This is a genomic window from Streptomyces subrutilus (assembly GCF_001746425.1).
Taxonomy (GTDB): domain Bacteria; phylum Actinomycetota; class Actinomycetes; order Streptomycetales; family Streptomycetaceae; genus Streptomyces; species Streptomyces subrutilus_A.
In genome coordinates this window covers 6,199,014-6,223,589 of record NZ_MEHK01000001.1, presented here as the reverse complement: position 1 = coordinate 6,223,589, position 24,576 = coordinate 6,199,014, and the positions used below count along the sequence as shown (strand labels likewise).

Genomic DNA, 24,576 nt, shown 5'->3' with positions numbered 1-24,576 from the left:
TCGCCTTCAGGGAGGCATCCGTGTACCTGTCGACCAGCCGGGCCGCAGACCTGGCCGGGGGCACCCCGGTCCCGAGCGGTCCCCTGCGGGCCGTCCCCGGCACGGTGTTCGCACTCGGCCTGGTCAGTCTGATCACGGATGTCTCGGCCGAGATGGTCACGGCCGTCCTGCCGCTGTACCTGGTGGCCGGGCTCGGCATGTCCCCGCTCGCCTTCGGCGCCCTGGACGGGCTCCATCAGGGCGCCACGGCGCTGCTGCGCCTGGCGGGCGGCCGGATCTCGGACCGCACGCACCGCCGCAAACTCGTCGCGGGCTTCGGCTACGCGCTGTCCGCCGGGTGCAAGGCGGCCCTGCTCGCGGTCACCACGCCCTGGTCGGTCGCGGCGGTCCTCGCCGCCGACCGGACCGGCAAGGGCCTGCGCACCGCCCCCCGCGACGCGCTGATCTCGCTGTCCTGCCCGCCGCAGGACCAGGGCCGCGCCTTCGGGGTGCACCGCGCGCTGGACACGGCGGGCGCGCTGCTGGGGCCGCTGGCCGCCTTCGGGGTGCTGTGGGTGGTGGCGGACGGGTACGCGGCCGTGTTCACGGTGAGCTGCTGCGTGGCGGTGCTGGGGGTGGTGGTGCTGGTCCTGTTCGTACGGGAGGCCCCCGCGCCCGCCCCTGCCGCCCGCGCCCCGCTGCCCCCGGTGCGCACGCTCGTACGGATCCCCGGTCTGCGGCGGCTGTGCGCGACCGCCGCCGTGCTCGGCCTGTTCACCGTCGGCGACGCCTTCCTCTACCTGCTGCTCCAGCGCCGGCTCGAACTGCCGGCGGCGTACTTCCCGCTGCTGCCCGTGGGTACTGCGGCGGTGTTCCTGCTGGCCGCGCTGCCCGCCGGGCGGGCCGCGGACCGGCTGGGCCGGCGCCGGGTGTTCCTGGGCGGGCACGTGCTGCTGCTCGGAGCCTGCCTGCTGCTGCTCGCCCCGGTGCCGGCGGGGCCGCCGCTCGTGCTCGGTGTCCTAGGGCTGCTCGGCCTGTTCTACGCGGCCACGGACGGGGTGCTGATGGCGGCGGCCGGGCCGCTGCTCCCGGCGGGGCTGCGCACCACCGGCCTGGCGGTGCTCCAGACGGCCCAGGCGCTGGCCCGGTTCGCCGGGTCCCTGATGTTCGGCGCGGCCTGGACGCTGTGGGGGCCGGGCCCGGCCCTCGGCATCGCGGCCGGGGGCCTCGTCCTGTCGCTGGCGGCGGTGGCCCTGTTCGGCGGGCGGGAGGGGGGCGGGCCGTCGTAGGGTCGGCCGCATGGCTGAAGCACAGAGCACACTCGAAGGCAAGGTCGCCCTGGTGGCCGGGGCGACGCGGGGCGCGGGCCGGGGCATCGCGGTCCAGCTGGGCGCGCAGGGCGCCACCGTGTACGTATCGGGGCGCAGTTCCCGGAACGCACGCTCCGAGTACGACCGGCCGGAGACGATCGAGGAGACGGCCGAGCTGGTGACGGCGGCGGGCGGCCGCGGCATCGCGGTGGTGGCCGACCACCTGGTGCCGGCCGAGGTCGAGGCCCTGGTGGGGCGGATCGACGGCGAGCAGGGGCGTCTGGACGTCCTGGTCAACGACATCTGGGGCGGCGAGCACCTCTTCGAGTGGGACAGCACGGTCTGGGAGCACGATCTGGACAAGGGGCTGCGGCTGCTGCGGCTCGCGGTCGAGACCCACGCCGTCACCAGCCACTTCGCCCTGCCCCTGCTGCTGCGCCGGCCGGGCGGGCTGGTGGTGGAGATGACGGACGGCACCGCCGAGTACAACGCCGCCGCCTACCGGGTGTCGTTCTTCTACGACCTCGCGAAGTCCTCCGTGCTGCGCATGGCGTTCGCGCTGGGGCACGAGCTGGGGCCGCGCGGGGCCACGGCGGTGGCGCTGACCCCGGGATGGCTGCGTTCGGAGATGATGCTCGACCACTTCGGTGTGACGGAGGAGAACTGGCGGGACGCGCTGGACAAGGTCCCGCACTTCGCCATCTCCGAGACCCCGTCGTACGTGGGCCGGGCGGTCGCGGCGCTCGCCGCGGACCCGGAGCGGGCGCGCTGGAACGGTCAGTCCCTGTCCAGCGGGCAGCTCGCCGGGGTGTACGGGTTCACGGATCTCGACGGCAGCCGCCCGGACTGCTGGCGCTACCTGGTCGAGGTCCAGGACCCGGGCCGCCCGGCGGACACCGCCGGCTACCGCTAGACGGCCTGGCCGCACGGCCGCGACGCCCTGGCGGGCTCTTCGTACCCGACCGGACCGGGCACAGGATGTCGGGTCCGGCGGGGTGGTTCCTGCCTAACGTGAGGCAGCGAAAGGGAAGGAGGCCGGGGTGCTGGAGCGGCTGAACCAGGCCATGGAGCACATCGAGGCCCGCCTCGACGGGCGGATCGAGGCGGCCGAACTGGCGCGCATCGTGGCGACGTCGGAGTACCACTTCCGGCGGCTGTTCTCCGCGCTGGCGGGGATGCCGCTGTCGGAGTACGTCCGGCGCAGGCGGCTCACGATCGCCGGCGCCGAGGTGCTGGCCGGGGACCGGACACTGCTGGAGATCGCGGTGCGCTACGGCTACACGTCGGGGGAGGCGTTCGCGCGTGCGTTCCGCGCCGTGCACGGCGTCGGTCCCGGCGAGGCCAGGCGGTCCGGTGCGAGTCTGCGGTCCCAGCCACGGCTGTCCTTCCGCCTCACCGTCGAAGGGAGCAGCAGTATGCGGTACCGGGTCGTGGAGAAGGACGAGTTCCGGATGGTCGGCAGGAAGGCGCGCGTGCCCCTCGTGCACGAGGGGGTGAACCCCGCCATCGCCGACTTCATCCGGGGCATCGGGCAGGAGACGCTGCGGCGCATGGAGCGGCTGTCCGATCAGGAGCCGCGGGGGATCGTGGGGGTGAGCGGGAACATCGACCCGAGTCGGGCGGAGGGAACCGAGCTCGACTACTTCCACGGGGTGGTGACGCGGGCCGCCGTGCCCGAGGACATGGACGCGCTGACGGTTCCGGCCGGGACGTGGGCCGTCTTCGAGAGCTCCGGGACGTTTCCGCAGGCGCTCCAGTACCTGTGGCGGGACGTGTTCACGCAGTGGTTCCCGTCCAATCCGTACCGGAGCCGGCCGGGCCCCGAGATCCTGCGGGTGCGGCTGTCGCAGGACGCCGCGCAGGCGGACGCGGAGCTGTGGATCCCGGTGGAGCGGACCGCGCTCTGAACGGTGGCGCGCGGCCGGCGCCTCAGGACCCGGGCCGCGGCTCGATGCGGCGGGCCAGTCCGTCGAGGACGCAGCGCAGGCCGAAGGCCCAGGCCGTGGCGGGGTCGTAGGCGCCGACCGCGCTGCCGACGCGGCCGGCGAGCGGGTAGCGGGCGGGGTCGACGGCCCGCTCCAGCAGGGGCGCGCTGACGGCCCACCACTCCTCGTCGCTCTGGCGCCTGTTGTGCTCGGCGGCGTCGGCGGCGGCCCGCGCCCCGGCGTGGACGAAGGCGAGGAGGTGGGTCAGGGCGGCGTCCATCTCGACGTCGGTGAGGCCGATGCCGTCGAAGGCCGCCAGTTCGTACTCGTACTTGGCGATCACGCCGGGGCCCAGCGGCGGGCGGATGACGGAGAGGTCCGCGATCCAGGGGTGGCGGGCGAGCAGGGCCCGGTTGTCCTCGGCGACGCGGCTGACGCGCGCCTGCCAGGGCTCCGGCGCGTCCGTCTCCGGCCGGGCGCGGTCCATGGTCCGGTACGCCTCGTCCAGCATCAGGTCGAGCAGCTCGGCCTTCCCGGGTACGTACGTGTACAGGGTCATCGGTGTCACCCCGAGGCGCTGGGCCAGCGCCCGCATGGTCAGCGCGGCCAGTCCCTCCGCGTCGGCGAGGGTGATCGCGGCGTGGACGACCGCGTCCACGCTGAGCCCCTGCCGCGGCCCGCGCCGCCCCGGATGCGCCGGGTGGCCGGGCCCGCGCCACAGCAGCTCCAGCGTCCGGGCGGGATCCCCCGCACCACTGCGGTCCCTCGCCATCTCGGCCCTCCCGGTCTCGACGAAAAAAACACACTACGACGTATAGAGTACAGTGTATAAAGTAAGCCGAGACACCGCCACGCCATGCGAGGAGTTCCGTGCACATCGCCGCCGACAGCCATCAGGTCATCCAGGTCCGCGGAGCGCGGGAGAACAACCTCGCCGACATCTCCCTGGACATCCCCAAGCGCCGGCTCACCGTCTTCACCGGTGTCTCAGGCTCCGGGAAGTCCTCCCTCGTCTTCGGCACCATCGCCGCCGAGTCGCAGCGCATGATCAACGAGACGTACACGGCCTTCATCCAGTCCTTCATGCCGAGCCTGGGCCGCCCGGACGTGGACGGGCTGCACAACCTGAGCGCCGCCATCGTCGTCGACCAGGAGCGCATGGGGGCGAACTCCCGCTCCACGGTCGGCACCGCCACCGACGCCTACACCATGCTGCGGATCATCTTCTCGCGGCTCGGCGTCCCCCACGTCGGCACGTCCACCGCCTTCAGCTTCAACACGCCGGACGGCATGTGCCAGCGCTGCGAGGGCATCGGCCAGGTCTCCGACATCGCCGTGGACCAGCTCGTGGACCGCGAACTCTCCCTCAAGGAGGGCGCCATCACCGTGCCGGGCTTCGCCGTCGACTCCTGGTACTGGCAGGTCATGGCGAACAGCGGCTTCTACTCCCCCGACACGAAGCTGAAGGACTTCACCGAGCGGGAGTGGGCCGACTTCCTGCACAAGGGCCCGGTGAAGGTGAAGGTCGGGCCGAACAACTTCACCTACGAGGGCCTGATCACCAAGATCCAGCGCACCTACCTGGCCAAGGACCGCGAGTCCATGCAGCCCCACATCCGCTCCTTCGTGGACCGCGCCGTGGTCTTCGCCGACTGCCCCGACTGCGGCGGCACCCGCCTGTCCGCGGCCGCCCTCTCCTCGCGCATCGACGGGGTGAACATCGCCGAGTGCTCGGCGATGCAGATCAGCGACCTGGCCGCCTTCGTCCGCCGGATCGACGACCCCGGGGTGGCGCCGCTGCTCGCGAGCCTCCGGGACCTGCTGGACTCCCTCGTCGAGATCGGCCTCGGCTACCTCAGCCTGGACCGCCAGTCGGCCACCCTCTCCGGCGGCGAGGCCCAGCGCGTGAAGATGGTCCGCCACCTCGGCTCCTCGCTGACCGACATCACGTACGTCTTCGACGAGCCGACCACCGGTCTGCACCCGCACGACATCCGGCGCATGAACGACCTGCTGCTGCGGCTGCGCGACAAGGGCAACACCGTGCTCGTCGTCGAGCACAAGCCCGAGGTCATCGCCATCGCCGACCACGTCGTGGACCTGGGCCCGGGCGCGGGCACGGCGGGCGGGCAGCTCTGCTACAGCGGGGACGTGGCCGGGCTGCGCGCCTCCGGGACCCTGACCGGGCGCCACCTCGGGCACCGGGCGCGGCTGCGGGAGCGGGTGCGCACCCCGCGCGGCCACCTGTCGGTCAAGGGCGCCGGCCTGCACAACCTGAAGGACGTCAGCGTGGAGGTGCCGCTGGGGGTGCTGGCGGTGGTGACCGGGGTGGCCGGTTCCGGGAAGAGTTCGCTGATCCACGGGTACCTCGCCGGGCGGGACGGGGTGGTGGTGGCCGACCAGTCGCCGATCCGTGGCTCGCGCCGGTCGAACCCGGCGACGTACACGGGGCTGCTGAACCCCGTCCGGACGGCCTTCGCCAAGGCGAACGGGGTCAAGGCGGCCCTGTTCAGCGCCAATTCTGAGGGCGCCTGCCCCAAGTGCAACGGCCTGGGGCTGGTCTACACCGACCTGGCGATGATGGCCGGGGTGGCCTCGGTCTGCGAGGAGTGCGAGGGGCGCCGGTTCACGCCGGAGGTGCTCACCTACACCCTGCGCGGCAAGAACATCAGCGAGGTGCTGGACATGCCGGTGGCGGAGGCGCACGAGTTCTTCACCACCGGGCAGGCGCGGACGATCCTGGGCCGGCTCGTCGACGTGGGGCTGGGCTACCTGCGGCTCGGCCAGCCGCTCAACACCCTGTCGGGCGGCGAGCGGCAGCGGGTCAAGCTGGCCGTCAACATGGCGGAGAAGTCCTCGGTCTACATCCTCGACGAGCCGACGACCGGGCTGCACATGGCCGATGTGGACAAGCTCCTCGCCCTGCTGGACCGGCTCGTCGACAACGGGAACTCGGTGATCGTCATCGAGCACCACCAGGCGGTGATGGCGCACGCCGACTGGCTGATCGACATCGGTCCGGGCGGCGGCCACGCCGGCGGCGAGGTCGTCTTCGAGGGGACCCCGGCCGCCCTGGTGGCCGACGCCGACACGCTGACCGCGCGCCACCTGCGCGAGTACGTCGGCTCGTAGGCCGGGCCGGACGGCCCGGGCTCACAGCACCAGGTCGCCGCCCGCGAGCGGCGCGAAGTGCCGCTCCACGTCCGCGCCGGCCACGTCCGCCAAGGCGGGCGGCGACCAGCGCGGACGGCGGTCCTTGTCGACGACCTGGGCGCGGATGCCCTCCACCAGGTCGGGCGAGGCCAGGGCGTTGCACGAGACCCGGAACTCCTGGACGAGCGCCTCCTCCAGCGAGCCGAGGGCGGCGGCCCGGCGCAGCGCCGCGAGGGTGACCTTCAGCGCGGTCGGGGACTTGGCCAGGACGGTCTCGGCGGCCTCCTTGGCGGCCGGGTCCCCGTCGGCGAGCAGCCGCTCGACGATCTCCTCGACGGTGTCCGCCGCGTAGCAGCGGTCGATCCAGGGCCGCCGGGCGGCGAGTTCACCGGGCGGGGGCGCGGCCGTGTGGCGCGGCAGCACCTCGTGGACGGGGGCCTCGGCGAGGTCGGCGGCCAGCTCCGGCAGCCGGGCGGCGGGGACGAAGTGGTCGGCGAGTCCGCACAGCAGCGCGTCGGCGGCGCCCACGGCCGCGCCGGTGAGGGCGAGATGGGTGCCGAGCCGGCCGGGCGCGCGGCCGAGCAGCCAGGTCCCGCCGACGTCGGGGACGAAGCCGATCCCGGTCTCGGGCATGGCCACGCGGGAGCGCTCGGTCACGACGCGGACGCCGCCGTGGGCCGAGACGCCGACTCCGCCGCCCATGACGATGCCGTCCATGAGGGCGACGTACGGCTTGGGGTAGCGGGCGATGCGGGCGTTGAGGCGGTACTCGTCGCGCCAGAACTCCGCGGAGGCGGTGGTCCCGGCCTTGGCGTCGTCGTGGATGGCCCGGATGTCCCCGCCCGCGCACAGCCCGCGCTCCCCGGCGCCGCGCACGAGCACCTGATGGACGACGGGGTCCCGCTCCCAGGCCGCCAGGGCTTCGGCCATGCGCCGCACCATGGGGTGGGTGAGCGCGTTGAGGGCCTTGGGGCGGTTGAGGGTGATCACCGCGGTCCGGCCCTCGATGTCGAACAGGACGGTATCGTCTTCGATCTTCACACCGGCCAGTATGGAGCTCAGCGGCGGGGACGGGCCCGGCGGGCCGCCTCCGGACCGGCCGGGGACGGGGTCGGCTGAGGCCGGGGGCCGCCATTCGTACATGCGTTCCCATTCCAGGGAGGTGGGTGATCGGTAAGGTCGCCCGTGCAGCGCCGGCACCATGTCCGCGTTTCTCCCGAAGGAGCCCCATGGCCGACCCCAGCGCCGACCCGACCCGCCTCACCCTCGGGACCGACACCGCCCTCGTCCTCATCGACCTGCAGACCGGCATCCTGGGCCTGCCCACGGCCAGGCCCTCCGACGGCATCCTCAAACACGGGATCGCCCTCGCCGAGGCGTTCCGCGCCCGCCGGCTGCCCGTGGTCCTGGTCAAGGTCGCCTGGTCCCCCGACAGCGGCGACCTGCCCACGGCCGATGTGGACCGCCCGGGGCCGACCGCCGCCCCGCCACCCGCGTTCTCGGAGATCCCGGCGGAGCTCGCCGCGCTCGGGGACGTGGTCGTCACCAAGCGCCACTGGGGTGCCTTCACCGGTACCGAGCTCGACCTCCAGCTGCGCCGGCGCGGTATCCACCGCATCGTTTTGGCGGGGATCTCCACCAGCGCCGGGGTCGAGTCCACCGCCCGTACGGCCTGGGAGCTGAGCTACGACCTGGTGTTCGCGGAGGACGCGACCGCCGACCTGGACGCCGACTCCCACGCCCACACCTTCGGCAAGATCTTCCCGCGCATCGGCAGGGTGGCCACCACCGAGCAGATCATCGCGGCTCTGGATTCCTGACGCCTGCGGGCGCGGCCACCTCGAGCCAGACGCACTTGCCGTGTGGCCCCGGCCGGGTGCCCCACCTGCGTGCCAGCCGGTCCATTATCAGCAGCCCGTGCCCGCCGGGCTGACCGCGCCGCGCGCCCGGGCCCGCCCGCACCGGGACCGGTGGCGCCGGGTTCCCGTCGGTCACCTCGATGCGCAGCCGCTCTTCGTCGCAGTCCAGCAGCAGCGCACTCGGCCCGCCGCCGTGCAGACAGGCGTTCGCCACCACCTCGGAGACCAGCAGGAGCACGTCGTCGGCCGCGTCCCGCTCCTCCTGCGTCGCGGCCGGGAGCCAGTGCCAGGCGGCGAGGGCCCGGCGCGCGAAGTCCCTGCTGCGGGTCACGACATCGGTGGCCCCGTCCAGTACCAGGTACCAGGTCCGGTCGGGTGACCCCCGCTGTTCCATGGCGCTCCGACTCCTCGGTGTCGACGTGCAGTAGCAGTAGCTGTCTTTGGCCCATGGCCGGACCCGGACACCCGTGCGCGGTGGTCCTAGCCCCGCGGACCGTTCGTGCCGTTGAGCGCGTCGGCCACATCGGCGTACACGGGGAAGATCCCGTCGGCGCCCGTGATGCGGAACATCCGGGCCACGGAGCCCCGCAGGCCGGCCAGCTCCACGCTGCCCCCGGCCTCCAGGGCCGAGAGTCTGCCGTGCAGCAGCACGTTCAGCCCGGTGGAGTCGCAGAACCCCAGTCCCGCCAGATCCACCAGCAGCCGCCCGCCGTGGACGACCGCCGTGTCGAGGGCCTCACGCAGGGGCTGGGCCGTGTCGTGGTCCAGCTCCCCCGCCAGCTCGATGACGACGGCTCCGTCCACGTGCTGGACCGCGACGGTGAAGCGCTCGTTGTCCGCTTCCGGAACCATCCCTCATCACCCTTCCGTTCTGTCCTTGCACCTGCCCAGAAGCCGCGCGGATACGCCTCCGACGGGGGCGGCCGAAACATCGGGCGCCCAGACCCGAGCGGCGGGCCTGCGCGCGGCGCCCTCCGCCCGGGCCCGGAAACGACCGTGGGGCCGTTTCGGATTGCTCCGAAACGGCCCCACGACCTGCGACTTCGAAAAGTCGGGACGACAGGATTTGAACCTGCGACCCCTTGACCCCCAGTCAAGTGCGCTACCAAGCTGCGCCACGTCCCGTTGCGCCTGCGACCTGGGGTTTCCCCCGTCCCGGCGGCACATGCAGAACATTACCCCACGCCGAGGGGTGTTCATGCACCGGTAATCGGCGGCGGCGAAGATGACGTGGTGAACGCAACGGACGAGAACCGGGACAGGGACAAGGCCAGGGACAGGGACGCCGAGGGGCGGGCGCGCAGCGCACGGCCCCGGGACGGCCTGGGGCGGCCGCTGCCCTACGGGGCGGCCGGGGTGGAGCGGCAGCCCGAGGGGGTGGTGCGCTCGCCCGCGGAGACGGTCGCGCAGGCGCAGCGGCTGCTGGACGCCGGGATGCCCTTCCACGCGCACGAGGTGTTCGAGGACGCCTGGAAGTCGGGCCCGGAGGAGGCGGCCCCGCTCTGGCGCGGCCTCGCGCAACTGGCGGTCGGCCTGACGCACGCGGCGCGCGGCAACGCGGTCGGCGGGGCGCGGCTGCTGCGCCGCGGGGCCGAGGCCCTGGCCGGGCGGGGGGACGCGTACGGGATCGACGTGGCGGGGCTGGTCGTATGGGCCCGGGCCCTGGCGGGGCGGGTGGCGGCCGGGGAGCCCGTGGACGCGGCGGCCGAGGCCCCCGCGCTGGCCGGCCGCCGGGGCGCCCCCGGCGGCTAGGCGGGCTGCACCAGGTCCCAGCGGTTTCCGTACAGGTCCTCGAAGACGGCGACGGAGCCGTACGCCTCGTGGCGCGGCTCCTCCGGCACGCGGACGCCCTCGGCGGTCATCCGGGCGTGGTCGCGGGCGAAGTGGTCGGTGTGGAGGAAGAAGCCGACGCGGCCGCCGGTCTGGTCGCCGACACGGGAGCGCTGGACCTCGTCCTCGGCGCGGGCCAGCAGCAGGGCGGCCTCCTTGGCGCCGGGCGGGCGGCCCACGACCCACCAGGACCCTCCCCCGGCTACCGCCGGGAGGTGCCCCCGGGGCGGGCGGTGTCCTCTGCGGGGTCGAAGCCGAGGGCGCGGGTGGAGAAGTCGATGGCCTCGTCGTAGTCGCGGACCACGAGGGCGGTGAGGGCGATGTGGGATGACATGCGCTCATTGTGCGCCGAGCAGGACCACCTCCAGGGTGCGGGGGCCGTGTACGCCCTCCACCCGGTCGAGTTCGATGTCGCTGGTGGCCGAGGGGCCGGAGATCCAGGTCAGCGGGCGTACCGGGTCGAGGCGTTCGAGCGCCTGCGGTACGGAGTCCACCACCTGATCCGGCACGCGGACCACGCAGATGTGGTGGTCCGGGATCAGGGTGATGCGGCGCCGGCCCTGGTCGGGGCCGCCGTCGAGGACGATCGTGCCGGTCTCGGCGACGGCCAGGGCGCAGCCGGTCACGACGCTGTCCACGCGGTCGAGTTCGGAGGGGGTGGATGCGGCGCGGTCGTGGATCCGGACCGGGCCCGCCGCCGCCGCCAGCCAGTGCGGGGGCAGGGCGGGCGGTACGAGGACCGTCTCACAGCCGCGCTCGGCGAGGAGCCGCGTCAGCAGCGGCGGCAGTCCGTCCTCGTCGGTGCGGTGGACCTTCGCCCGGTACTCGGCGAGGTGGGCGGCGAGCAGGTCGGTGCTCTCGGCGGGCGTGCGGACGCCGTGGACGCGCAGGTAGTCGCGGGGGATCTCCGGTTCCGGCCCGCGCTCTCCCACCGCCCGCCGGACGCGGGCCAGGATGCGGTCCCTGCTGCTCATCGGCAGGCCTCCCGTTCCCGGGCCCACCAGTCGCGGAAGGACTCAGCGGGGACGGCGGGCAGTTCGCGGCTGTCGGTCCAGGCCCGCCCGGGGCCCGGCAGCCGGCGCGGGCGCAGCCGGCGGGCGCGGGCCAGCAGGCGTTCGCCCGCGCGCAGGGCCCCCGGGTGGCCCAGCAGCAGCCGGGCGGCCCGCATGGCGGCCCGTTCGGCGGTGTGGCCGTGCGCCGGGCGGATCCGTACGCGGATGCCGTCGCGGGTCACGGGGCCGCCCTGGGCCACCCGTTCGCGCAGGTGGAGGAGGACCTCGGGGATGTCGATGGCGACGGGGCAGACCTCGTAGCAGGCGCCGCACAGGGTGGAGGCGTAGGGCAGCGAGGCGTCGATCGCGTCGGCGGTGCCGCGCAGTTGGGGGCTGAGGATGGCGCCGATGGGGCCCGGGTAGACGGACCCGTAGGCGTGGCCGCCGGCGCGTTCGTAGACCGGGCAGACGTTGAGGCAGGCGGAGCAGCGGATGCACCGCAGGGCCTGGCGGCCCACTGGGTCGGCGAGGGTGTCGGTGCGTCCGTTGTCGAGCAGGACGAGGTGGAAGGCGGAGGGTCCGTCACCGTCCGTGGTGCCGGTCCACATCGTCGTGTAGGGGTTCATCCGCTCGGCCGTCGAGGAGCGGGGCAGCGTCTGCAGGAAGATCTCCAGGTCGCGGAAGGTCGGGACGACCTTCTCCACGCCGACGACGGAGATGAGGGTTTCGGGCAGGGTCAGGCACATCCGGCCGTTGCCCTCGGATTCGAGGACGACCATGGTGCCGGTCTCGGCGACCATGAAATTGGCTCCGGACACGGCGACTTCGGCCCGCAGGAACTTCTCCCGCAGGTGCAGGCGGGCCGCCTCGGCGAGTTCGCGGGGGTCGTCGCCGAGCGGTTCGGGGGCCGGGCGTCCCCAACGGCCCATCTCGGTGCGGAAGATGTCGCGGATCTCGCCGCGGTTGCGGTGGATCGCCGGGACCAGGATGTGCGAGGGCCGGTCATGGCCGAGCTGGACGATGAGCTCGGCGAGATCGGTCTCGTACGCGGTGATCCCGGCGGCCTGGAGCGCCTCGTTCAGCCCGATCTCCTGGGTGGCCATGGACTTGACCTTGACCAGCTCCCGCTCGCCGGTGGCGAGCACCAGCTCCGTCACGATCCGGTTGGCCTCCTCGGCGTCGGCCGCCCAGTGGACCGTGCCGCCCGCTGCGGTCACGGCGGCCTCCAGCTGGAGGAGGTAGCGGTCGAGGTGGCGCAGGGTGTGGTCCTTGACCGCCCGGCCGGCGGCGCGCAGCCGGTCCCAGTCCGCCAGTTCGGCGACCGCCAGGGCCCGTTTGCCGCGGATGGTGTGGGTGGCGTGGCGGAGGTTGGCCCGCAGCACGCCGTCCCGTACGGCTTCGCGGGCCGCCTCGGGGAACGCGGGCATGCCGAGGTACGTGCCGCTCATGACAGGGGTTCCTCCTCGGTGGCGGCCAGGATCTCGGCGAGGTGCAGGGTCCGCAGCGGGGACCGGGCCCGACGCAGCAGGCCGTCGAGGTGGGCCAGGCAGGAGTTGTCGGCGCCGCACAGCACCCGGGCGCCGGTGGCGGCCGCGGCGGCGGTCTTGTCGGTGCCCATGGCGGCCGAGACGTCGGGGTTCTTGACGGCGAAGGTGCCCCCGAAGCCGCAGCACTCCTCGGCGCCGGGCAGCTCGACCAGCTCCAGGCCCCTGACGGCGGTCAGCAGGCGGCGCGGCCGGTCACCCAGCCCGAGACCGCGCAGTCCGTGGCAGGAGGGGTGGTAGGTGACGGTGTGCGGGAAGTACGCGCCGACGTCGGTCACGCCGAGCACGTCGACCAGGAACTCGGTCAGCTCGTACACGCGCGGCGCCAGCTCCCGCGCGAGCGCGGCGAGCTCTCCGCCGCGCCCCTCGGCCGCCGCCCGCCGGCCGATGCGCGGGTAGTGCTCGCGGATCATCGCGGCGCAGGAACCGGAGGGGGTGACCACGTACGGGTGCCCGGCGAAGGCCTCGGCCGTGCGCCGCACCAGCGGTTCGGCCTCGTGCCGGTAGCCGGTGTTGTACTGCGGCTGCCCGCAGCAGGTCTGGGCCGCCGGGAAGTCCACGGTGACGCCGAGCCGCTCCAGGAGGCGTACGACGGCGATGCCCGTGCGCGGGTAGAGCGCGTCGTTGACGCAGGTGACGAACAGGGCGGCTCGCATGACGGGCAGAATAGCGGCGTGAAGAAGTTCTCAGTGATCGGCATAGGCGCGGGCGACCCGGACCATCTGACCCTCCAGGCGGTCAGGGCGATCGGCGCGGCGGACGCATTCCTCATCCTGGAGAAGGGCGAGGAGAAGGCGGATCTGACCGGGCTGCGGCGCGCGATGCTCGACGAGCACGCCCGCCCCGGCCACCGGCTGGTGGAGGGCCGCGACCCGGACCGGGACCGCACCCCGGCCGACTACGCGCCGACGGTGGACGGCTGGCGCAGCGCGCGGGCCGAGATCTTCGAGCGGTTCATCGCGGAGGACCTGGCGGAGGGCGAGACCGGGGCGTTCCTGGTGTGGGGAGACCCCTCGCTGTACGACTCCACGCTCGCGATCCTCGACGAGGTGCAGGAGCGGGGCCGGGTGGCCTTCGAGCACGAGGTGGTCCCGGGCATCAGCAGTGTCTCGGCGCTGCTGGCGCGGCACCGGACCAACCTGAACCGGGTCGGTCGGCCGGTCCAGATCACCACCGGGCGGCGGCTGGCCGAGGGCTGGCCGGACGGCGTGGACGACGTGGTGGTGATGCTGGACGCGCGGCACGCCTTCACCGCCCACCTGGACCAGGACCTGTTCATCTACTGGGGGGCCTATGTCGGCACCCCGGACGAGATCCTGGTCTCCGGGAAACTCGCGGACGTCGCCGGGCGGATCGAGGAGCTGCGCACCGAGGCCCGGGCCCGCAAGGGATGGATCATGGACACGTACCTGCTCCGGCGCGGCTGAGCCGGGCCGCCGGCCACCGCGTCAGCGGGCCAGGAAGGCGGGCAGGGCGGCGGCGAGGCGTTCGTACTCCCCGGGGTGGTTGTAGACCTGCCCGCAGACGCGCAGGCCCCCGCCGCCCGGCCGGGGCCAGACCAGGACCCGGATTCGGAGCTTCGCCGCGAGTGCCTCGCGCAGGGCGCGGGCGGCCTCCTGGGTCTCGGCGGTGCCGGGCGGCAGCAGTACGGAGCGCATCGGGAGGCCGGGGGTGTGCGGGAGGGCGGTGAACCCGGGGAGCCGGGCGAGCAGGTCCGCGCCGTAGGCGGCGAGCGCGCTGTTGTGGGCCCGCACCCGGGCGGCGCCCAGGCGTTCGAGCAGGTCGAGCCCCTCGGGGGCGGCGAGCCAGCCGGTGTAGTCGGCGGTCGCCCGGTATTCGACCGAGCGGGGGAAGCCGCGGTGGTCCTCCCAGGAGGGCACCAGGGCCCTGACGCGGGCCCGGTGCGCGGGGGCCACGGCGAGCAGTGCGCTGCCGGACGGGGCGTAGCCCCACTTGTGCAGGTTCCCGAACCAGAAGTCGGCGCCGGCGGCGATCGGCCCGGCCAGTGTGCCGGGGGTGTGGGCGCCGTCGACGACGGTGGTGATCCCGCGCGCGGCGAGGTCCGCGAGGAGCCGGGGGCCGGCGACGAGGCGGGCGGTGGGTGAGCTGACGTGGTCGAGCAGGGCCACCTTGGTGCGGGGCGTGAGCGCCGCCAGCACGGCCTCGCGCACGGCGTCCTCGTCGGGCAGGTGCGGGTCCAGGGCCACGGTGGTGACGGGCGCGCGACGGGCGGCCGCCGCGGTCACGGTGCCGTAGCCGTGGTCGGTGACCAGGATCTCGTCGCCCTCGGCGAGCGGGACGGCGTCGAGCGCGAGGTTCGCGCCCTCGGTGGCGTTGGAGATGAACGCGATCCCCTCGGGGTCCGCGCCGAGGCGGGCCGCGATCCGGCCGCGGGCCCCGTCCAGCCGCTCGCCGACCCCGTTGAAGAAGGCGTCGGGGTCGGCGTGGGCCTCGGCGCGCAGCGCCTCCTGGGCTTCCTGGACGGGGACGGGCACCGCGCCGTAGGAGCCGTGGTTGAGGTGGGTGACGCCCGGGTCCAGCCGGAAGAGGGCGTCACCGCCGGGGAAGGCGGTCGGGGTGGCGGGCTCGGTCACGGGACCTCCGGGTGACGGGTTCGGCGGGGGCTGCCTGCGGATCATGCAGGGGGCGGCGCCCGGCCCGACAAGGCCAATCGCGACAGGGTGGCCTGCCGCCGGGATGCGCTCGCCCCCTGACCTCTACCGCCCGCTGGTCGCCGCGTAGTACTGGAGGTCCTGGACCTCCACCGTACGGTCCACCGCGTAGGGCAGCCGCACCCGCGTGCCGTCCTTCCCGCCGCGCACCACCGTCGCCGAGGCGGTGCCGGGCTTCAGCGGCAGCAGCTCGGAGTGCACCCCGGCCGGGGCGTCGTGGGTGTCCTGCGCGGATCCGACGGCCGTACGGACGACCGCGGGCCCGGCGAGGAAGCTGAGCACCTCCACCGTGTCCCGGGGCGCGGCGGTGCCCTTGCGCGGGGCCATCAGCAGCGACTGGCCGCCCGTCGGGTCGGCGGCCGCGAACTGGGTGCGGGCGGTGAGGTACAGGGTGTCCCGGACGATCTTCGGCCAGCTGCCGGTCTTGAACCGGGTGAGGTAGTAGGAGGTCAGGTCCAGGTAGGCGTACCCGTTGTGCAGGGAGGGCGCGAACTGGGTGCCCTCCGAGTAGTCGTTCCAGGTGGTGAGCTGGACCCAGTCGGCCCCGTCCTCGATGGCGTGCGTCCACGTGGAGCGCAGGGTCGCGGTGTTGCCGGCCTCGTCGTAGACGCCCTGGTTGGGCCGCGCGTCCTGGACCGAGACGGGCTGCATCCAGATCTTGCCCATGCCGTGCGCCTTCCGGACGTCGCGGGTGTTGCCCTCCTGGCCGACGTAGCTGCGGCTGCCCCACTCGGAGAAGCCGTGGCTGATGGGGGCGAACGTGTCGGCGTGGGCGGCGAAGTCGAGGAAGAGCGGGACGAACGCGGTCTTGACGCCGTGCTCGGACCGCAGGATCTCCAGGACCCGGGTCCACCACGCGGCGCTCTTCTCCTCCGCCTTGAAGGGGGAGACGACGAGCCGGCCGTCGGGGAGGCGGTGGGCGGCCGGGGCGGCGCCGAGCCTGGCGATCGCCTCGGCGAGTACGGCCGGGTCGTCGGTCTTCAGCGAGGTCATGTCGGGCATCAGCATGATCTTGAAGGCGGGATCGACCGAACGGGCCGCCGCCATCAGCAGGTTGCAGCGGTCCCAGTTCCGGCCCGAGAAGGAGAGCATGTCGAGGGTGAACCCGTCGAGGCCCGCCGCACGGGCCGTGCGCACCTCCTGCTGGAGGTTGGCGTACTCCCAGTCGCCGGCCTTCGGTTCGACGGGCAGCGGCCGGTCGCGCAGCAGACCGCCGTACTTCCCGTGCTTGCCGCTCTCGCCGTCCGGGTTCAGGTAGTGGCGGGCGTAGTAGTCGCCGTCCGCGCGCGCGTTGTCGAGGGAGAGCGGGTACGGGGTGAAGTAGTGGGCGAACACCAGCTTGCGGCCCGCCGCGCCGGAGCGCAGGGCGGCGGGTTGCGGCATGTCGAAGGGCAGGGCCCCGGCGGGGCGCGCGGCCCCGGTGTCCGTCGCTTCCCCGGGATTGGCCTCGGCGGTCGCGCCCTTGGTCGGCGCCGGGCTCCCGGCGGACGGCGCGGCCTCCGTTCCGGGCTCGTCGGTTCCGGGCGCGCCGCCCGTGCCCGTGGTCTGCGGGGCGTCGGTCCGCGGGGCGGAACCGGCTTGCGCGGAGGGCGTGTTGAAGGGGTCCCAGGCGATGCCGGCGGCCGCGCACGCCCCGACGAGGAGGAAGGCGGACATCAGCAGGGTCAGCAGCGGCCTGCGGCCGCGCCATCCCGTCCGGTGCCGGTGCGACACCGGCCGCTGCGCCCGCTCCGGCCGCCGCCCTGTCCGCCGGTCCGCTCTCATTCTGGTCCCTCCCCGCCCGTGCCCCCGGATGCGGGGGCTGCACAGCAGTAGAGCCCATGACCGGCCCCCGGACAACCGTTCCCGGGATCAGGGCCGGTCGGCGCCTGATCGGCAAGGCGCCCGCAGGGGCACGGGACATGCCTGCGCGGGCGCCGTTCCCCTGGTCTTACGGCGCGACATGCCCTTCCCGCCGTGCGCGACGGCGGGCGCCGCGTCCTGGCGGGCCGAGCGCGACATGCTGCTCGTCCTCGACGGCAGCGACCGGCTCACCGCTGCGGCCCTGGACTGGCTGCGGAACCTGCTCCACCGCGCGCCCGGCCTGCGGCTGCCGGCTGCCGGCCGCCATCCGCTGGGCTTCGCGGAGGAGCGGGTCCACCGGCTCTGACGGGCCCGGACGGGGGCCGGACACGGGTCCGCCCCGGCCGGGCACGGGGCCGGCCGGGGCGGAGCGCGTCACGCGGGGTTCACGGGTGTCAGCCGAGGAGGGCCAGCGCCTCGTTGAGGGTCGCGGACGGGCGCATGACCGCCGCGGCCTTGGCCGCGTCGGGCTGGTAGTAGCCGCCGATCTCGGCCGGGGAACCCTGGACCGCGATCAGCTCGGCGACGATCTTCTGCTCGGACTCGGCCAGCGTCTTGGCCAGCGGGTCGAAGGCGGCCGCCAGCTTCGGGTCGTCGGTCTGGCGGGCCAGCTCCTGCGCCCAGTACAGGGCGAGGTAGAAGTGGCTGCCGCGGTTGTCGATGCCGCCCAGCTTGCGGCTCGGGGACTTGTCCTCGTTGAGGAAGGTGCCCGTCGCACGGTCCAGGGTGTCGGCCAGCACCTGGGCGCGGGCGTTGCCGGTGGTGGTGGCGAGGTGCTCGAAGGAGACGGCCAGCGCGAGGAACTCGCCGAGCGAGTCCCAGCGCAGGTAGTTCTCCTTGACCAGCTGCTGCACGTGCTTCGGGGCGGAGCCGCCGGCGCCCGTCTCGAAGAGGCCGCCGCCGTTCATCAGCGGGACCACCGACAGCATCTTGGCGCTGGTGCCCAGCTCCAGGATCGGGAACAGGTCGGTCAGGTAGTCGCGCAGGACGTTGCCGGTCACCGAGATGGTGTCCTCGCCGCGGCGGATGCGCTCCAGGGAGAACGCGGTGGCCTCGACCGGGGACAGGATCTTGATGTCCAGGCCCTCGGTGTCGTGGTCGGCCAGGTACGTCTTCACCTTGGCGATGAGCTGCGCGTCGTGCGCGCGGCCCTCGTCCAGCCAGAAGACGGCCGGGACGCCGGTGGCGCGGGCGCGGGTGACGGCGAGCTTGACCCAGTCCTGGATCGGCGCGTCCTTGGTCTGGCAGGCGCGGAAGATGTCACCGGCGGCGACCTCCTGCTCCAGGACCGTGTTGCCCTCGGCGTCGACCAGGCGGACGGTGCCCGCGGTGGCGATCTCGAAGGTCTTGTCGTGGCTGCCGTACTCCTCGGCCTTCTGGGCCATGAGGCCGACGTTCGGCACCGAGCCCATGGTGGAGGGGTCGTAGGCGCCGTGCGCGCGGCAGTCGTCGACGACGACCTGGTAGACGCCCGCGTAGCTGCTGTCCGGCAGGACCGCGAGGGTGTCGGCCTCGTTGCCGTCCGGGCCCCACATGTGGCCGGAGGTGCGGATCATGGCCGGCATCGAGGCGTCGACGATGACGTCGGACGGAACGTGCAGGTTGGTGATGCCCTTGTCCGAGTCGACCATCGCGAGGGCCGGGCCCTCGGCGATCTCGGCGTCGATGGAGGCCTTGATCGCGTCGCCCTCGGGCAGCGCGCCCAGGCCGTTCAGGATCGCGCCGAGGCCGTCGTTGGGCGACAGGCCGGCGGCCGCGAGGGTGGCGCCGTAGCGGGCGAAGGTCTTCGGGAGGAAGGCGCGGACCACGTGGCCGAAGACGATCGGGTCGGAGACCTTCATCATCGTGGCCTTGAGGTGCACGGAGAACAGGACGTCCTCGGCCTTGGCCCGCTCGATCTGGGCGTTCAGGAAGGTGCGCAGCGCGTCGACGTGCAGGACGGACGCGTCCACGACCTCGCCGGCCAGGACCGGTACGGACTCGCGCAGGACGGTGGTGGCGCCGTCGGCGTCCACGTGCTCGATGCGCAGGGTGCCGGCCTCGGCGATCACCGTGGACTTCTCGGTGGAGCGGAAGTCGTTCTCGCCCATGGTGGCGACGTTCGTCTTCGAGTCGGCGCTCCAGGCGCCCATGCGGTGCGGGTGGGCCTTGGCGTAGTTCTTGACCGAGGCGGGGGCGCGGCGGTCGGAGTTGCCCTCGCGCAGGACCGGGTTGACGGCGCTGCCCTTGACCTTGTCGTAGCGGGCGCGGATCTCGCGCTCCTCGTCGGTCTTCGGGTCGTCCGGGTAGTCCGGGAGGGCGTAACCCTGGCTCTGGAGCTCGGCGACCGCGGCCTTGAGCTGCGGGATCGAAGCCGAGATGTTGGGCAGCTTGATGATGTTGGCTTCGGGGGTCTTCGCCAGCTCGCCGAGCTCGGCGAGGGCGTCCGCGATCCGCTGGCTCTCCTCGAGGTGCTCGGGGAAGCTGGCGATGATCCGACCGGCCAGGGAGATGTCTCGGGTCTCGACATTCACACCGGCCGTCGACGCGTACGCCTGGATCACAGGCAGGAACGAATACGTCGCGAGGGCCGGGGCCTCGTCAGTGTGCGTGTAGATGATGGTCGAGTCAGTCACCGGATGCTCCGCTCCACAGTCTGCGTCTCTCGTCTGCAACATTGCTCGACATCAAGATATCTCGTGATCGGGTCGGTCTGGACAGCCCCCTGCCGCAAGCCGAGGGAGACACGAGTCACGCCGGCCCCGGGGACGGCGAAAGCGCCGCCCACGGCTGTCTCCGGCCGGGGCGGCGCTCAGGCTGTGCGGGCTGTCAGCCCAGGTCAGGCGTGGTAGGCCTTGGGGTCCGGGCCGTACTCGTTCGGCGCCTGCTGACCCGCGGTGGCCGTCAGGACGAGCAGCCAGATGCCGCCGACGAGCGGGACGAGGCCGATGAAGTACCACCAGCCGGACTTGCCGAGGTCGTGCAGACGGCGGACGAGGACCGCGATGCTCGGGATGAGGGTGCCGAGCGTGTAGACGAGGGTGAGGATCGGCAGCGTCCCCAGCGCGAAGTCGAGGACGACCAGGGCTATGACGATGGCCGACTGGATGAGCGAGAACATCCAGTACTCCTGGCGGCGCGCGCGGCCGGAGAAGTCGGCGTACTTCTTCAGAACGTCGGTGTAGTGCTTCACGGGTCCCCCCAGAGGACGGTTGTGCGGCCCGTCCTGCTGGATCAAGCCGGGGCAGAACTTATGCCGCCCTTACAGCGGGGTCAAGCCAGTTCCCCAGGGCCCAATTCGGCCACACAGCACGATATCCGGCACGCGGTGAGCGGTGACCGGGGCACGGAACGGCGCCGTGTCCGCAGACGTCCGAAACGTCCCCGCCGGGCGGCTGCTCCACACCGGGAAACCCGCGTGGATCAGTGTCCACATCGTTACCGCCCGGCCCTGCTCGACCGCCGGTTTGCGGTTCAGAGCCAGCCGTTGCGCCGGAAGCCCCGGTGGATGGCGAAGCAGGCGACCGCCATGACCCCGAGGACGAGCGGGTACCCGTACGTCCAGCGCAGCTCGGGCATGTGGTCGAAGTTCATGCCGTAGACCCCGCACACCATGGTCGGCACGGCGACGATGGCCGCCCACGCCGTGATCTTGCGCATGTCCTCGTTCTGCGCGACGGTCACCTGCGCCAGGTGCGCCTGGAGGATGGAGTCCAACAGGTTGTCGTAGGCGCCGATCTGCTCGGTGGCCCGGGTCAGGTGGTCGGCCACGTCCCGGAAGTACGCGCGGAATTCGGCCGGGATCACCGGTATCGGCTGGGTCGCCAGCTGCTCCAGCGGGCGGCCGAGCGGCGCCACCGCGCGCCGCAGCTCCAGGAGTTCCCGCTTGAGCTGGTAGATCCGGCCCGCGTCGCCCCGCCCGCCCGCCTCGCTGAACACGGCGGTCTCGACGGCGTCTATGTCGCTCTGCACCGCGTCCGTGACGGCCACGTAGTCGTCGACGACGTGGTCGACCATGGCGTGCAGCACGGCCGCCGGGCCCTGGGCCAGTTGCTCCGGGGAGGCTTCCAGCTCCTCGCGGACCGGGCCGAGCGTGCCGCGGCCGCCGTGCCGGATGGTGATGACGAAGTCCTCACCCGTGAAGGCCATCAGCTCGCCGGTCTCCACCACCTCGCTGGTCGCGGTCAGTTCCTCGTGCTCGACGTAGCGCACGGTCTTGAAGACGGAGAACAGCGTGTCGTCGTACCGCTCCACCTTGGGGCGCTGGTGTGCGTTCACGGCGTCCTCGACGGCGAGCGGGTGCAGGCCGAACAGCTCGGCGAGCCCGGCGAGCTCCGACTCCGCCGGCTCGTGCAGGCCGATCCAGACGAATCCGCAGCCCGCCTTGCGGACCCGGCGCAGCGCTTCCTCGATCTCGGCGCAGCCTTCCTGGCGCACGCCGTCCCGGTACACCACGCAGTTGACCACGGCGCTGCCGAGCGGGGAGCGGGCCGGGTGGCTCAGGTCGACCGCGCGCCGGTAGCCGCGGCGCACGACCCGGCGGAAGGTGCTGAACATGGACAACGACGTGCTCCTCTTTCGGCGGATCAGCGGCCAGTGTGCCATCGCACCGGGCCGCGGCCGGCGCCCGTCGGCGCGTCCGGGGCGGTCGGCCGGGACGGTCGGCCAGGCGGGTCGGCCGGGACGGTCGGCCAGGCGGGTCGGCCAGGGCGGTCGGCCAGGCGGGGCTCAGGTCCGGTCGACGAAGCTCCGCAGCTCAGGGCGTGCCCGTCCGGGGCTTGCGGAGGGCTTCCCCAGCCGCGTCCGCGACCAGCCGCGCCACCAGCGAGAGCGCCGGCGAGTCCAGCTTCCACTGCTGCCAGTACAGGGGCACGTCCATCGGCCGCCGGGGCGCGAGCAGCACCAGCTCGCCCGTGCGCACCAGCGGTCCCGCCTGCTGCTCGGGCACCATCCCCCATCCCAGCCCCCCGACCACGGCGTCCCGGAACCCCTCCGAGGTCGGTACGTGGTGCCGCACCGGTCCGGCCGTCGCCGCCCCCGACCCCGCCCGCGCGCCCGCCAGCGACCGGACGAAGGCGTCCTGGAGCTCGTCCTTGCGGTCGAAGACGATCGTCGGCGCCCGCCGCAGGTCCTCCTCCAGCTGCCCGGTGAGGTGCCGGGCCGCGAACCGCGGGCTCGCCACCGGCAGGTACCGCGCCAGGCCCAGCATCCGTACCGTGCACCCGGCCACCGGGTCCGGCGAGGAGGTCACGGCCGCCATCACCTGGCCCTCGCGCAGCAGCGCGGTGGTGTGCGACTCGTCCTCGCGGTGCAGCTCGACGCAGACCGGCGGATCCTGCGGCACCCGGCCCAGCACCGGCAGGAACCAGGTCGCGAGCGAGTCCGCGTTCACCGCGATCGGCAGCCGCACCGGGCCCATCCCCTCGGCCATCCCCAGTTCGGCCCGCGCGTCCCGCTCGAGCCGGGCCAGCTGCCGGGCGAACCGGACCACCACCTCGCCGGAGTCCGTCGCGCGCACCGGCTTCGTCCGCATCAGCAGCACCCGCCCGGTCCGCTGCTCCAGGGCCTTGACCCGCTGGCTGACAGCGGAGGGGGTCACGTGCAGGGCGGCGGCCGCCGCGTCGAAGGTGCCCTCGTCCACCACGGCCAGCAGCGTCCGGACCTGATCCAGGGGTAGCTCGTCCATCACAAGCGCTAAGGGTACGTTAAAATCTTTAGCTGTACTGAAGGATCGCCGCTGCCTACGGTCGACGGCATGACACACGGCATCATCACGGCGGCCCTCGCCGGCTTCGGCACCGGACTCTCCCTCATCGTCGCCATCGGCGCACAGAACGCCTTCGTCCTGCGCCAGGGCGCACGCCGCCACGCGGTCCTCGCCGTCGTCGCGATCTGCGCCGTGTCGGACGCTCTCCTGATCGCCCTCGGCGTCGCCGGCGTCGGGGCCTTCGTCACCGCCTGGCCCGCCGCTCTGACCGTGGTCGGGCTGGCCGGGGGCGGTTTTCTCATCTGCTACGGGGTCCTGGCCGCCCGCCGGGTGCTGCGGCCGGTGCCGGGCGCCGCGCTCAGCGCGGAGGGGGCCGCCACCGGGTCGGCCCGCCGGGCCGTGCTGACCTGCCTGGCCATGACCTGGCTCAACCCGCACGTGTACCTGGACACCGTCCTGCTCCTGGGTTCCCTCGCGGCCGACCGGGGCGACCTGCGCTGGGCCTTCGGGATCGGGGCGGTCCTGGCCAGTCTGACCTGGTTCGGGACCCTGGGCTACGGAGCCCGGCTGCTGAGCGGACTGCTGGCCCGTCCCGCCGCGTGGCGGGTGCTGGACGGCCTGGTCGCGGCGACCATGGTGACCATGGGCGGCATGCTGCTGGCCCGCGCCTGACCTGCCGCGCGGACCGGCCGACCCGCCGCCCGGCCGACCGACCGACGACTGGAGCCCGCCGTGCCCGACCGCCCCTCCCCCGACGCGGTGCGGGCGTACTACGCCGCCCAGCCCGCCCCGCTCGTGGCCGCCACCGGGATCGTCCTGGACACGGACGGGCGGGTCCTCGTCCTGACCACCTCGTACAAGACGGACCTGGAGCTGCCGGGCGGCACGGTGGAGGGCACCGAGACCCCGGAGGAGGGGCTCGCCCGCGAGCTGAAGGAGGAGCTCGACCTGAGCCTGCCGGTGGGCCGGCTGCTCGCGGTGGACTCCCGGCCGCCCGGCGAGCTCGGCCGCTCCCTCGTCGTGCACGTCCACCTCGTCGGCCCGCTGCGCCCGGAGGAGGCCGCCTCGATCTCCTTCCCGGACGGGGAGATCGTCGAGGCGCGCTGGCTGTCTGCGGAGGAGGCCTGCGCTGCCCTGCCCGCCCGCATCGCGCCCCGGCTGCGCGCCGCGCTGGCCGCGCTGGACACCGGCTCCCTGGCCCACTTGGTCGACGGCGTTCCCCAGCCCGGCTCCCCGGCGGGCCTCGACCCGGCCGACCGCACCGCCCTGGAGCACGCGGGCGCCTTCGACGCCGCCGGACACCGCGCCAGCCGCCCCAAGGCCACGACCGCGGCGAGCGTGCTGTTCACCGACGTCGGGGGCGGGATCCTGCTGGTGCGGCCCGCGTACGGGAACACCCGGCGCTGGCAGCTGCCCGGCGGCGGCATCGACAGCGACCTCGGCGAGACCCCGCGCGAGGCCGCCCGGCGGGAGGTCCTGGAGGAGATCGGCCTCGACCTCGCCCCCGGACGCCTGCTGGCCGTCGACTGGACCCACAAGCCGGGGCGACTGGCCCGGGTCCGCTTCCTCTACGACGGCGGCGTCCTCGACGCGCCAGCCCTCGCCCGCATCCGCCTGGACCCCGCGGAGCTCCTCGCGTGGCGCACGGCCGCCCCCGGGGAACTCCGCGACCTGGTCAAACCGTCCCTGCGCCGCAGCGTCAAGGCCGCCCTCGCCGCCCGCCGCGCGGGAACGGGCCCGCTGGAACTGCACGCGGGCCGCCCGGTGGAGGAGTAGGGCCGGAG

Annotated in this window: 23 protein-coding genes, 1 tRNA gene and 1 pseudogene; 10 read left to right on the top strand and 15 right to left on the bottom strand. The window is 73.6% G+C overall.

The genetic code is table 11. The features are described 5' to 3' along the window. The first annotated feature begins 20 nt into the window (after window positions 1–20). The 3 genes from BGK67_RS28630 to BGK67_RS28620 all read left to right on the top strand — a co-directional run bounded on the left by BGK67_RS28630 (window position 21) and on the right by BGK67_RS28620 (window position 3,196). Entirely contained in the window at window positions 21–1,268 is a 1,248-nt protein-coding gene (locus BGK67_RS28630) for an MFS transporter (RefSeq protein ID WP_069922782.1), read from the top strand. A 10-nt stretch (window positions 1,269–1,278) separates the two neighbouring features. After that, window positions 1,279–2,202 carry an SDR family oxidoreductase gene (locus BGK67_RS28625; RefSeq protein ID WP_069922781.1) on the top strand — a complete coding sequence of 308 codons (924 nt, stop codon included), beginning with the start codon at window positions 1,279–1,281 and terminating at the stop codon, window positions 2,200–2,202. 127 nt (window positions 2,203–2,329) lie between these two features. Beyond that, window positions 2,330–3,196 carry an AraC family transcriptional regulator gene (locus tag BGK67_RS28620; protein WP_069922780.1) on the top strand — a complete coding sequence of 289 codons (867 nt, stop codon included), beginning with the start codon at window positions 2,330–2,332 and terminating at the stop codon, window positions 3,194–3,196. A 22-nt stretch (window positions 3,197–3,218) separates the two neighbouring features. Here the strand turns inward: BGK67_RS28620 and BGK67_RS28615 are convergent, their stop codons facing one another. Then, a complete protein-coding gene (locus tag BGK67_RS28615; RefSeq protein WP_069922779.1) occupies window positions 3,219–3,986 on the bottom strand; it encodes a TetR/AcrR family transcriptional regulator in 768 nt (255 codons plus the stop codon). A gap of 98 nt (window positions 3,987–4,084) precedes the next feature. Here BGK67_RS28615 and BGK67_RS28610 point away from each other — a divergent pair, with 98 nt between their 5' ends. Continuing rightward, the gene (locus BGK67_RS28610; RefSeq protein WP_069922778.1) at window positions 4,085–6,346 is read left to right on the top strand and encodes an ATP-binding cassette domain-containing protein; all 2,262 of its coding nucleotides are present in this window, start codon (window positions 4,085–4,087) and stop codon (window positions 6,344–6,346) included. A gap of 21 nt (window positions 6,347–6,367) precedes the next feature. Here the strand turns inward: BGK67_RS28610 and BGK67_RS28605 are convergent, their stop codons facing one another. Continuing rightward, window positions 6,368–7,408 carry an enoyl-CoA hydratase/isomerase family protein gene (locus tag BGK67_RS28605; RefSeq protein WP_244291335.1) on the bottom strand — a complete coding sequence of 347 codons (1,041 nt, stop codon included), beginning with the start codon at window positions 7,406–7,408 and terminating at the stop codon, window positions 6,368–6,370. Window positions 7,409–7,596: 188 nt separating this feature from the next. Between BGK67_RS28605 and BGK67_RS28600 the strand changes: the two genes are divergently transcribed. After that, the gene (locus tag BGK67_RS28600; protein ID WP_069922777.1) at window positions 7,597–8,187 is read left to right on the top strand and encodes an isochorismatase family protein; all 591 of its coding nucleotides are present in this window, start codon (window positions 7,597–7,599) and stop codon (window positions 8,185–8,187) included. Here the strand turns inward: BGK67_RS28600 and BGK67_RS28595 are convergent. The 3 genes from BGK67_RS28595 to BGK67_RS28585 form a co-directional block, all read right to left on the bottom strand. Further along, the gene (locus tag BGK67_RS28595) at window positions 8,165–8,620 is read right to left on the bottom strand and encodes an ATP-binding protein (protein ID WP_069922776.1); all 456 of its coding nucleotides are present in this window, start codon (window positions 8,618–8,620) and stop codon (window positions 8,165–8,167) included. The genes BGK67_RS28600 and BGK67_RS28595 overlap by 23 nt on opposite strands. A gap of 86 nt (window positions 8,621–8,706) precedes the next feature. Then, the gene (locus BGK67_RS28590) at window positions 8,707–9,078 is read right to left on the bottom strand and encodes an STAS domain-containing protein (RefSeq protein WP_069922775.1); all 372 of its coding nucleotides are present in this window, start codon (window positions 9,076–9,078) and stop codon (window positions 8,707–8,709) included. 199 nt (window positions 9,079–9,277) lie between these two features. Beyond that, window positions 9,278–9,351 (bottom strand) — tRNA-Pro (locus BGK67_RS28585). A 108-nt stretch (window positions 9,352–9,459) separates the two neighbouring features. Here BGK67_RS28585 and BGK67_RS28580 point away from each other — a divergent pair. Then, a complete protein-coding gene (locus tag BGK67_RS28580) occupies window positions 9,460–9,978 on the top strand; it encodes a DUF309 domain-containing protein (protein WP_069922774.1) in 519 nt (172 codons plus the stop codon). On the opposite strand, the pseudogene BGK67_RS28575 reads toward BGK67_RS28580, so the two are convergent. The 4 genes and pseudogenes from BGK67_RS28575 to BGK67_RS28560 all read right to left on the bottom strand — a co-directional run bounded on the left by BGK67_RS28575 (window position 9,975) and on the right by BGK67_RS28560 (window position 13,248). Continuing rightward, a pseudogene (locus tag BGK67_RS28575) lies at window positions 9,975–10,390 on the bottom strand (VOC family protein). The gene BGK67_RS28580 and the pseudogene BGK67_RS28575 sit on opposite strands and share 4 nt — an antisense overlap. Window positions 10,391–10,394: 4 nt before the next feature. Further along, entirely contained in the window at window positions 10,395–11,030 is a 636-nt protein-coding gene (locus BGK67_RS28570) for a LutC/YkgG family protein (protein ID WP_069922773.1), read from the bottom strand. Further along, the gene (locus tag BGK67_RS28565; RefSeq protein ID WP_069922772.1) at window positions 11,027–12,496 is read right to left on the bottom strand and encodes a lactate utilization protein B; all 1,470 of its coding nucleotides are present in this window, start codon (window positions 12,494–12,496) and stop codon (window positions 11,027–11,029) included. Before BGK67_RS28565 ends, BGK67_RS28570 begins: the two co-directional genes overlap by 4 nt. After that, window positions 12,493–13,248 carry a (Fe-S)-binding protein gene (locus tag BGK67_RS28560; RefSeq protein ID WP_069922771.1) on the bottom strand — a complete coding sequence of 252 codons (756 nt, stop codon included), beginning with the start codon at window positions 13,246–13,248 and terminating at the stop codon, window positions 12,493–12,495. Before BGK67_RS28560 ends, BGK67_RS28565 begins: the two co-directional genes overlap by 4 nt. 18 nt (window positions 13,249–13,266) lie before the next feature. Here BGK67_RS28560 and cobF point away from each other — a divergent pair, with 18 nt between their 5' ends. Then, a complete protein-coding gene (gene cobF, locus BGK67_RS28555) occupies window positions 13,267–14,019 on the top strand; it encodes a precorrin-6A synthase (deacetylating) (RefSeq protein WP_069922770.1) in 753 nt (250 codons plus the stop codon). A gap of 21 nt (window positions 14,020–14,040) precedes the next feature. Here the strand turns inward: cobF and BGK67_RS28550 are convergent, their stop codons facing one another. Further along, window positions 14,041–15,186: an aminotransferase class V-fold PLP-dependent enzyme gene (locus BGK67_RS28550; RefSeq protein WP_069922769.1), complete on the bottom strand. Its 1,146-nt coding sequence runs from the start codon at window positions 15,184–15,186 to the stop codon at window positions 14,041–14,043. A gap of 123 nt (window positions 15,187–15,309) precedes the next feature. Further along, window positions 15,310–17,028 (bottom strand): glycoside hydrolase family 71 protein, encoded by a 1,719-nt coding sequence (locus BGK67_RS28545; RefSeq protein WP_244291334.1) that lies wholly within the window; start codon window positions 17,026–17,028, stop codon window positions 15,310–15,312. Between the two features lie 178 nt (window positions 17,029–17,206). Between BGK67_RS28545 and BGK67_RS28540 the strand changes: the two genes are divergently transcribed. Next, window positions 17,207–17,413, top strand: a complete 207-nt coding sequence (locus BGK67_RS28540) for a hypothetical protein (RefSeq protein ID WP_069922767.1) — start codon at window positions 17,207–17,209, stop codon at window positions 17,411–17,413. Between the two features lie 88 nt (window positions 17,414–17,501). On the opposite strand, the gene BGK67_RS28535 is transcribed toward BGK67_RS28540, so the two are convergent. The 4 genes from BGK67_RS28535 to BGK67_RS28520 form a co-directional block, all read right to left on the bottom strand. Further along, on the bottom strand, window positions 17,502–19,721 hold the full coding sequence (locus tag BGK67_RS28535; RefSeq protein ID WP_069922766.1) for an NADP-dependent isocitrate dehydrogenase: 2,220 nt from the start codon (window positions 19,719–19,721) through the stop codon (window positions 17,502–17,504). A 203-nt stretch (window positions 19,722–19,924) separates the two neighbouring features. Beyond that, on the bottom strand, window positions 19,925–20,278 hold the full coding sequence (locus BGK67_RS28530; RefSeq protein ID WP_069922765.1) for a DUF805 domain-containing protein: 354 nt from the start codon (window positions 20,276–20,278) through the stop codon (window positions 19,925–19,927). 281 nt (window positions 20,279–20,559) lie between these two features. After that, window positions 20,560–21,642: a magnesium/cobalt transporter CorA gene (gene corA / locus BGK67_RS28525; RefSeq protein WP_069922764.1), complete on the bottom strand. Its 1,083-nt coding sequence runs from the start codon at window positions 21,640–21,642 to the stop codon at window positions 20,560–20,562. Between the two features lie 199 nt (window positions 21,643–21,841). Continuing rightward, window positions 21,842–22,771 (bottom strand): LysR family transcriptional regulator ArgP, encoded by a 930-nt coding sequence (locus BGK67_RS28520; protein ID WP_069922763.1) that lies wholly within the window; start codon window positions 22,769–22,771, stop codon window positions 21,842–21,844. A 69-nt stretch (window positions 22,772–22,840) separates the two neighbouring features. On the opposite strand from BGK67_RS28520, the gene BGK67_RS28515 reads away from it, so the two are divergent. Further along, window positions 22,841–23,464, top strand: coding sequence for a LysE/ArgO family amino acid transporter (locus BGK67_RS28515; RefSeq protein WP_069922762.1), 624 nt, complete (start codon window positions 22,841–22,843; stop codon window positions 23,462–23,464). 60 nt (window positions 23,465–23,524) lie between these two features. Then, window positions 23,525–24,568, top strand: coding sequence for an NUDIX domain-containing protein (locus BGK67_RS28510; protein ID WP_244291333.1), 1,044 nt, complete (start codon window positions 23,525–23,527; stop codon window positions 24,566–24,568). The last annotated feature ends 8 nt before the right edge of the window (window positions 24,569–24,576 follow it).